Source organism: Thermodesulfobacteriota bacterium, from assembly GCA_036482575.1.
Lineage (GTDB): Bacteria > Desulfobacterota > GWC2-55-46 > GWC2-55-46 > JAUVFY01 > JAZGJJ01.
In genome coordinates, this window is the sequence record JAZGJJ010000061.1 from 1 (window position 1) to 7,889 (window position 7,889).

Below are 7,889 nucleotides of genomic sequence, written 5' to 3' on the forward strand. Positions count from 1 at the left end.
GTATGTGGAGGTAAGGCTCTTCAAGGCGCTCCTCGAGACCGCCGCGAGCGAGCACGGCGCGAGGATGACCGCCATGGACTCGGCCTCCAAGAACGCCTCGGAGATGATAGGCTCTCTCACGCTCAAGTACAACAGGGCCCGCCAGGCGGCCATTACCACCGAGCTTATGGAGATAATAGGGGGCGCCGAAGCGCTCAAGTGATAAAACGGTTTAGCGTCTGTCTATAAAAGAGGAGGTTTTTCTGAGATGGGAGAGGGAAAGGGAAAAAAGGGAAAAAAAATAGAGGGGAAGGTAACGCAGGTAATAGGGCCGGTGCTGGACATAGTGTTCCCGCCCGGGCAACTGCCGGCGATATATAACGCCATAAAGCTCTCGAACCCGAGCATAAGCGACAAGGAGTGGAACCTCGTCGCCGAAGTCGCCCAGCACCTCGGAGAGAATACCGTAAGGTGCATCGCCATGGACGCCACCGAGGGGCTCGTACGCGGCACGGCGGCTATCGATACCGGCGAGGGCATCAAGATCCCGGTCGGAAAAGCCGTTCTCGGGAGGATCATGAACGTCATAGGCGAGCCGGTCGACGAGATGGGTCCCATCGAGAGCGAGAAGACCTACCCCATCCACCGTCCCGCCCCGAGCTTCGCCGAGCAGTCGACCACGCTCGAGGTCTTCGAGACCGGCATCAAGGTCGTCGACCTTCTGACCCCGTATCTGAAAGGCGGGAAGATAGGTCTCTTCGGAGGGGCGGGCGTGGGCAAGACCGTCCTCATAATGGAGCTCATAAATAACGTCGCCCAGCAGCACGGCGGCTTCTCGGTCTTCGGAGGGGTCGGCGAGAGGACAAGGGAGGGCAACGACCTCTGGCTCGAGATGAAGGAGAGCGGGGTTATAGACAAGGCCTCTCTCGTCTACGGCCAGATGAACGAGCCTCCGGGCGCGAGGGCAAGGGTCGCGCTATCGGCGCTTACCGCGGCCGAGTACTTCAGGGACGAAGAAGGGCAGGACGTGCTGCTCTTCATAGACAACATATTCCGCTTCGTGCAGGCCAACTCCGAGGTCTCGGCCCTTCTGGGGCGCATCCCTTCTGCCGTCGGATACCAGCCGACTCTCTCCACCGACGTCGGTGAGCTTCAGGAGAGGATTACCTCGACCACCAAGGGCTCGATCACCTCGGTCCAGGCCATATACGTCCCGGCCGACGACCTTACCGACCCGGCCCCGGCAACGACCTTCGCGCACCTGGACGCAACGACCGTCCTCTCGCGTCAGATTGCCGAGCTCGGCATATACCCAGCCGTCGACCCGCTCGACTCGACCTCCCGGATCCTCGACCCGCAGATAGTCGGAGACGAGCACTACGCCGTCGCCAGAGGCGTACAGCAGATACTCCAGAAGTATAAGGACCTCCAGGACATAATCGCCATCCTCGGCATGGACGAGCTCTCCGAGGACGACAAGCTCGTCGTCACAAGGGCGAGGAAGATACAGAGGTTCCTGAGTCAGCCCTTCTTCGTGGCCGAGCAGTTCACCGGCACGCCCGGCAAGTACGTGAGCATAAAGGATACGGTAAAGGCCTTTAAGGAGATAAGCGAGGGTGAGCACGACGACAAGCCCGAGCAGGCCTTCTATATGGTCGGTACCCTGGAGGAGGCCGCCGAAAAGGCCGAGAAGCTCAGGGCCGGGGGCTAAGAAGGATACTCTTATGGCCGATACATTTCTGCTTGAGATAGTAACGCCGCTTAGGCTTATCCTCTCCGAGGAGGTCGAGGAAGTGGTGGCCCCCGGCGAGGCGGGCGAGTTCGGGGTCCTTAAGGGGCACACGCTTTTCCTGAGCCCGCTCAAGCCCGGCGAGATTACCTACAAGACCGCCGACTCCACTACAGGGCGGCTCGCAATAGACCGCGGCTACGCCGAGATCGGGCCGGGAAGGGCCACCATCCTCGTCGACAGCGCCGAGAGCGCGGGCGACATAGATATAGAGAAGGCCCGCGAGGAGCTTAAGGAGGCCGACGAGGGCTTAAAAGCCTTTACCCCGGACAACCCCGAGTACAGGGAGGCGCTACGCGTATTCGAGCTTGCCAGTGCGCGGGTGGGCGTCTGCGAAAAGGCAAAGGAATAACCCCCCCCTCCCCCGGCACCTCTTTCCACCCTCTGACTTACCGCTCGAATCCCGTACAAAGCCGTTTGCATCCGAAATAGCGCCGTGATACCCTTTCGCCATGGGCAAGGCGAGCAGGAAGAAACGGAAGCTTTTTGAAGACAAGGGGCCTGCTGCAGAGGGGGTCGGCTTACGGCCCGCCCTTGCCGCGCCGCTGGTCATGATACTGGCGGTACTTACCCTTTCGCTTCTCTCCCATGGCAGGAACTCCACACTCGGGGACGCGCGGGCGCTCTGGGAAGACGTCGCCCGGAAGAGCCCCGGGAAGGCGAGGGCGCACAATAACCTCGGCCGCGCCTACGACGCTTTGGACCTCGCGGAAGCGGCCGCAAGCGAGTACAGGGCCGCCGTGGAACTAAAACCCGACCACATGGAGGCGCACTATAACCTCGGGGGCGTTTACCTGAAGCAGGGGCTCCTCGACGAGGCAGTCGAGGAGTACAAGATAGCCCTTGCCGCACGGCCCGACCACCCGATGGTGCACTATAATCTCGGGATAGCCCTTGAGAAGCAGGGGCTCCTGGACGAGGCCGCAGGGGAATACGAGGCGGCGGTCCGCTCCCGGCCTGACTTCGCGCACGCCCGCTACAATCTCGGGAAGATATATGTCAGCAAGGGCATGTACGAGAAGGCCGAACGGGAGTACGCCGCGGTGGCGAGGCTGGACCGGGGTCTGGCGGCCGAGGCCCACTACGGGCTCGGGGCGGTCCATGCAAAGGAGGGGCGGTTCGATGCCGCCGGGGAGCACTACAGGGAGGCCTTAAGGCTCGGGCCGGACCGCGCCGAGACCCGCTACAACCTCGGGACCGTCTATGCCGGGCAGGGGAGGATGGAGGAGGCCGCAGCCGAGTTCAAAAAGGCGCTCGGACTGAAGCCGGACCACGCCGGGGCGCACGCCAACCTGGGGACGGTTTACGCCAGTATGGGCCTTACCGACGAGGCCGTAAGGGAGTACAGGGAGGCATTAAGGCTCAAGCCCGGCTCCGCCGCGGTACGGCAGAACCTCGAAAGACTCATGAAGGAAAAGTGGGACCGGAAAGGGGGGGTGACGGGGAAGGGAAAAGCAGGGGGAGGAGGGGGAGGCTGATAGAACTTTTGCCTGCGGCCGCTACTTCTTCTTTGGCACGACCCCTATAGTCGCCTTGCCGTCCTTTACGTAGACCTTCACCTCCACGTCTTTCCCGTAAGTGTTTTCGGCCTTCTTCTTAAGCTGGTTTACGCCCTTTTGGATCCGTTCATAGGAGACGTCGTCAGTGGATTCGCTGCACTCTTTTCTCGCGTCGAGGTACTTCTTGTAGATGTCTTCCATCCCTGGCATTCCAGGCATCCCGGGGTCGACGGGCTTTTCCGCGGACCTTGTCGGCTCCGGCGGGGGCGCCCCCCTCGCTCCCCCTCCCTCGGCCCTCCTCACGTAGGTGCCCTCCTCGATGGCCCGGATCGTCCTGGCCCAGTACTGTTTGTACGAGATGTACCTGCCGACCAGGCTCTGGTACTTGTACTTGAGGCCGGTATTGCTGATGGGTACGTTGCTGTAGCGCCTGACCAGCCGGTCGACATCTTCCCTTAGCCGGAGGGGCTCCCGCTTGAGTATGTGCATGAAGTACTGCTCGTACTCGACCTTGAGCTTCGTGAGCTTGACGTCGAGCAAAGGTATATCTTCATTAATGCTCATAAGCCCTGATTTTACCAGAGGGCGCGGGGGATGTAAAGGGTGCTGCCGCACGGTTAACGCCATAAGCGGCCCAATACAGCATTGGTATCGAATACCCGCAACGGTCGTCATGGAATTGAAATACCCTCAGGGTGCTGCTGAGGCATAAATAATGGCTTGACGGCGCAGGGAGGTTGATATATCTTGGTGAATGTGAAAGGTCTTGCAGCCATAGTCCTTGCCGCGGGTAAGGGGAAGAGGATGAAGTCCGCTCTCCCCAAGGTATTGCATCCGGTGGCCGGGAAACCCATGCTCCACTACCCGATAGAGGTGCTTAGGAGCCTCGGCGCGAAGAGGGTCGCGGTCGTTACGGGCCACGGGGGCGGAGAGGTGAGGAGCGCCCTCATTGGAAAAGATGGTAAGGGGGGCAGGGGGATGAAGTTTTGCCTCCAGTCCCAACAGCTCGGTACGGGCCACGCCGTAAAGTGCGGGATGAAGGGGCTAAAGGGTTTTAAGGGCGACGTCCTTATCCTCTCCGGCGACGTGCCGCTCATCACCGCTTCCACCATAAAGGCCCTCCTGAAACTCCACCGCCGGGCAAGGGGAAGGGAGAGGCCCGTCCTCTCTTTTGTAAGCGCGATACTCGTGGACCCCACCGGATACGGAAGGGTCATTAGGGACGGGAAGGGGAGGGTTACCGGAATAGTCGAGCAGAAGGAGTTGAAGGGCGCCGAGCGGGACATTCATGAGGTGAACGCCGGAATATACGTCGTAAGCTCCGAGTTCCTTATTAAAAACCTGAAGCGTCTCAAGAAGAAAAACGCCCAGGGGGAGTACTACCTTACCGACCTCGTCTCCCTTGCCTCGGAAGGCGGCGGGAGAAAAAATGGAAAAAAAGTTTCGGCGCTGACCCATCTCGACCCCGAGGAGGTAATGGGCGTCAATACCCGCGTGGAGCTCGCGCGCGCAGGCGCCGCCATGAGGGGGAGGATAGTAACCGAACTCATGCTCTCGGGCGTTACGGTCATGGACCCGGACTCGGCCTACGTAGACTCGGGCGTCAGGGTAGGCAGGGATACGACCCTCTATCCGGACGTGCATCTCGTGGGTGAGACGGCCGTCGGCGCGGGCTCTACCATAGAGGAGGGGGTCAAGATAAAGGACTCCGTCATAGGGCCCGGCACGACGGTCAAGAGTTTCTCCATGATAGAGTCCTCCCTTATAGGTAAGAACGCCACCATCGGCCCGTTCGCCCGGCTCAGGCCCGGCAACTCCATAGGGGACGGGGCGAGGATAGGGAACTTCGTCGAGGTCAAGAACTCGAAGATAGGGAAGGGTACGAAGGCCAACCATCTTAGCTATATCGGGGACGCAGTAATAGGTAAGGACGTGAATATCGGCGCCGGCACCATAACCTGCAACTACGACGGGGCCGGGAAGCACCGGACCACCATAGAGGACGGGGCGTTCATAGGGAGCGACACGCAGCTCGTGGCGCCCGTCAGGGTCGGGAAGGGCGCCTACATAGGCTCTGGCTCGACCATTACGAAGAACGTACCCGCGGGCTCGCTGGCGCTATCGAGGGCCGAGCAGAAAATCGTAAAGGGCTGGGTAAAAAAGAGGAAGAAAGGATAAGGCCGTGGTGTGTTATACGGAAGGTTTTTCCGCATCACGCATAACGGCACTAAAACCATGTGCGGGATAGTCGGATACATAGGGCCGAGGGACGCAAGCGGCGTACTCCTCGGCGGGCTTAAGAGGCTCGAGTACCGTGGTTACGACTCCTCGGGGCTCGCCGTGCTTAACGGGGGGGAGATAGGGTTAAGGAGGAGCGTCGGTAAGATAGCGGGGCTCGTTAAGAAGGTAGCCGAAGAGCCGATCAAGGGGAGCGTCGGCATAGGGCATACCCGCTGGGCCACGCACGGCAGGCCCAGCGAGGAGAACGCCCACCCGCACCTGGAGGGCGGGGTGGCCGTGGTACATAACGGCATCATAGAGAACTACCTCGCCTTAAGAGATGAGCTTAAAAAAGACGGCGCAAAGTTCAGGTCCGAGACCGATACCGAGATCCTCGCCCACCTCATAAGCCGGGAGGTGGAGAAGGGCAGGGGACTGGAGGATGCGGTCCGCGAAGCCGTAAAGCGCGTTAAGGGGACCTACGCGCTCGCCGCCATAAGTATAAAAGAGCCGGACAGGATAGTGGGGGCGAGGATGGAGTGCCCGCTCGTGGTGGGTCTCGGGGAGGGTGAGACGGTATTCTCCTCCGATATGCCGGCCATACTGGATATCACCCGCAAGGCCGTCTTCATGGAGGACGGCGAGGTGGCGACCATAACGGGAAAGGGCGTTACGATAACGGACTCCCGCGGCAATAAGGTGGATAGAGAGCCCGTTACCATAGACTGGAGCCCGGTAATGGCCGAGAAGGGCGGCTACCGGCACTTCATGCTGAAAGAGATATTCGAGCAGCCGCGCGCCATAGCCGATACCTTCAGGGGGCTCGTGATGGAGGAGTCGGGCGACGTCTTCCTTGACGGGTTTAACGTCCCCCTGGAGGGGATAAAGCGAGTGTACATCGTGGCCTGCGGCACGTCCTGGCACGCCGCCCTTGTCGGGAAGTTCCTCTTCGAAGAGTTCTTCGGCGTGCCGACGGAGGTGGACCTCGCGAGCGAGTTCCGCTACCGCAACCCGCTCGTTGGCAAGGACACGCTCGTCCTTGCCATATCCCAGTCGGGCGAGACGGCGGACACCCTTGCCGCCGTAAGGGAGGCGAAGAAGAAGGGGGCTCCCGTCATTGCCGTCTGTAACGTCGTCGGGAGCAGCCTCGCGAGGGAGGCCGCCTGGACGTTTATGACCCATGCGGGCCCGGAGATAGGCGTGGCCTCGACAAAGGCCTTTACCACCCAGCTCACTGCCCTCTTCCTGCTCGCCCTTTACTTCGGCAGGAGGAGGGGGGGGAGGGGGGGGACGGGCGGGATAGACCACGACCGCGGGGTGGAGCTCGTGCAGGAGCTCGTGCGCCTCCCCGGAAAGCTCGAAAGGATACTCGACGACACCCGCCACATAGAGGAGGTAGCGAAGAAGTACTTCCACGTGCGCGACTTCCTCTACCTCGGTCGCGGGATAAACTACCCCATAGCGCTCGAAGGGGCGTTGAAACTGAAGGAAATCTCCTACATACACGCCGAGGGTTACCCGGCCGGAGAGATGAAGCACGGCCCCATAGCCCTTATAGACGAGGAAATGCCGGTCGTGGTCCTCGCCCCGAGGGACGCGAGCTACCCCAAGATAATGGGCAACATGGAAGAGGTGAAGGCCCGGGGGGGGATGGTGATAGCCGTTGTTGGGGAGGGGGACGCAGGTAGTAAAGGTGGTGCGTCGGAGAAGGTGGACGACGTAATAGAGGTCCCGGCCGCCCCACACTACCTGACGCCGATAGTCATGTCAATGCCGCTCCAGCTCCTTGCCTACCATATAGCGGTCCTTAAGGGCACGGACGTGGACCAGCCGCGTAATCTGGCTAAGAGCGTTACGGTTGAGTAGAGAGGAGGCGGACTATGGAGTTCATACTGACTTTATTCCTGACGGTAGGCGCATATCTCCTCGGCTCGATACCCTTCGGGATACTGGCCGCGGGCTACTTCGAGGGGGTAGACCCCCGGGAGGCCGGCAGCGGCAACATAGGGGCGACCAATGTGAGCCGTATCGCCGGGAAGAAGGCCGGCGCGGTAACCCTCGCGTGCGACGTCGGCAAGGGGGCGCTCCCGGTGGGGCTGGCGCTCCTCCTCGGACTATCGAAGATGTCGGTCGGCATCGTCGGCCTCGCGGCCTTCCTCGGCCACCTCTTTCCGGTATTCCTGGGCTTTAAGGGCGGCAAGGGGGTCGCAACGGCGGTCGGCATCTTCCTTGTAATCTCGCCGGTGGCTACGCTCTTGAGCGCGACGGTCTTTCTCATGGTCACCCTTGCCACCAAGTACGTCTCCGCCGGCTCGATATTCGCCTCGCTCGCCCTGCCGCTATGCCTGGGCATACTGCGTACCGGGTACGCCGGCCTGGGGCTGGTTATCGGCGCGCTTATT

General features: G+C 61.0%; 8 protein-coding genes. 7 read left to right on the forward strand and 1 reads right to left on the reverse strand.

What is annotated here, in order from left to right; all coding sequences use genetic code 11:
- The 4 genes from V3W31_02745 to V3W31_02760 all read left to right on the forward strand — a co-directional run.
- Positions 1 to 202, forward strand: a 202-nt coding sequence (locus tag V3W31_02745; GenBank protein MEE9613856.1) for a F0F1 ATP synthase subunit gamma, incomplete at its 5' end; no start/stop codon positions are given.
- A 45-nt stretch (positions 203 to 247) separates the two neighbouring features.
- Complete coding sequence (gene atpD, locus V3W31_02750; GenBank protein ID MEE9613857.1) at positions 248 to 1,690, forward strand: F0F1 ATP synthase subunit beta; 1,443 nt, start codon at positions 248 to 250, stop codon at positions 1,688 to 1,690.
- A gap of 13 nt (positions 1,691 to 1,703) precedes the next feature.
- The gene (gene atpC, locus V3W31_02755; protein MEE9613858.1) at positions 1,704 to 2,120 is read left to right on the forward strand and encodes an ATP synthase F1 subunit epsilon; all 417 of its coding nucleotides are present in this window, start codon (positions 1,704 to 1,706) and stop codon (positions 2,118 to 2,120) included.
- A 100-nt stretch (positions 2,121 to 2,220) separates the two neighbouring features.
- Positions 2,221 to 3,246 carry a tetratricopeptide repeat protein gene (locus V3W31_02760; GenBank protein MEE9613859.1) on the forward strand — a complete coding sequence of 342 codons (1,026 nt, stop codon included), beginning with the start codon at positions 2,221 to 2,223 and terminating at the stop codon, positions 3,244 to 3,246.
- A gap of 21 nt (positions 3,247 to 3,267) precedes the next feature.
- Here V3W31_02760 and V3W31_02765 read toward each other — a convergent pair whose 3' ends face one another.
- On the reverse strand, positions 3,268 to 3,831 hold the full coding sequence (locus tag V3W31_02765; protein ID MEE9613860.1) for an MXAN_5187 C-terminal domain-containing protein: 564 nt from the start codon (positions 3,829 to 3,831) through the stop codon (positions 3,268 to 3,270).
- 192 nt (positions 3,832 to 4,023) lie between these two features.
- Here V3W31_02765 and glmU point away from each other — a divergent pair, with 192 nt between their 5' ends.
- The 3 genes from glmU to plsY form a co-directional block, all read left to right on the forward strand.
- Positions 4,024 to 5,445: a bifunctional UDP-N-acetylglucosamine diphosphorylase/glucosamine-1-phosphate N-acetyltransferase GlmU gene (glmU, locus tag V3W31_02770; protein ID MEE9613861.1), complete on the forward strand. Its 1,422-nt coding sequence runs from the start codon at positions 4,024 to 4,026 to the stop codon at positions 5,443 to 5,445.
- A gap of 57 nt (positions 5,446 to 5,502) precedes the next feature.
- Positions 5,503 to 7,353, forward strand: coding sequence for a glutamine--fructose-6-phosphate transaminase (isomerizing) (glmS, locus tag V3W31_02775; protein ID MEE9613862.1), 1,851 nt, complete (start codon positions 5,503 to 5,505; stop codon positions 7,351 to 7,353).
- A gap of 14 nt (positions 7,354 to 7,367) precedes the next feature.
- On the forward strand, positions 7,368 to 7,889 hold a 522-nt coding region (gene plsY, locus V3W31_02780), incomplete at its 3' end, for a glycerol-3-phosphate 1-O-acyltransferase PlsY (GenBank protein ID MEE9613863.1).

Bases quoted from the DNA above. Each gene is read 5' to 3' on its own strand.
- atpD (MEE9613857.1), top strand. From the start codon at position 248: ATGGGAGAGGGAAAGGGAAAAAAGGGAAAAAAAATAGAGGGGAAGGTA.
- atpC (MEE9613858.1), top strand. From the start codon at position 1,704: ATGGCCGATACATTTCTGCTTGAGATAGTAACGCCGCTTAGGCTTATC.
- V3W31_02760 (MEE9613859.1), top strand. From the start codon at position 2,221: ATGGGCAAGGCGAGCAGGAAGAAACGGAAGCTTTTTGAAGACAAGGGG.
- V3W31_02765 (MEE9613860.1), bottom strand. From the start codon at position 3,831: ATGAGCATTAATGAAGATATACCTTTGCTCGACGTCAAGCTCACGAAG.
- glmS (MEE9613862.1), top strand. From the start codon at position 5,503: ATGTGCGGGATAGTCGGATACATAGGGCCGAGGGACGCAAGCGGCGTA.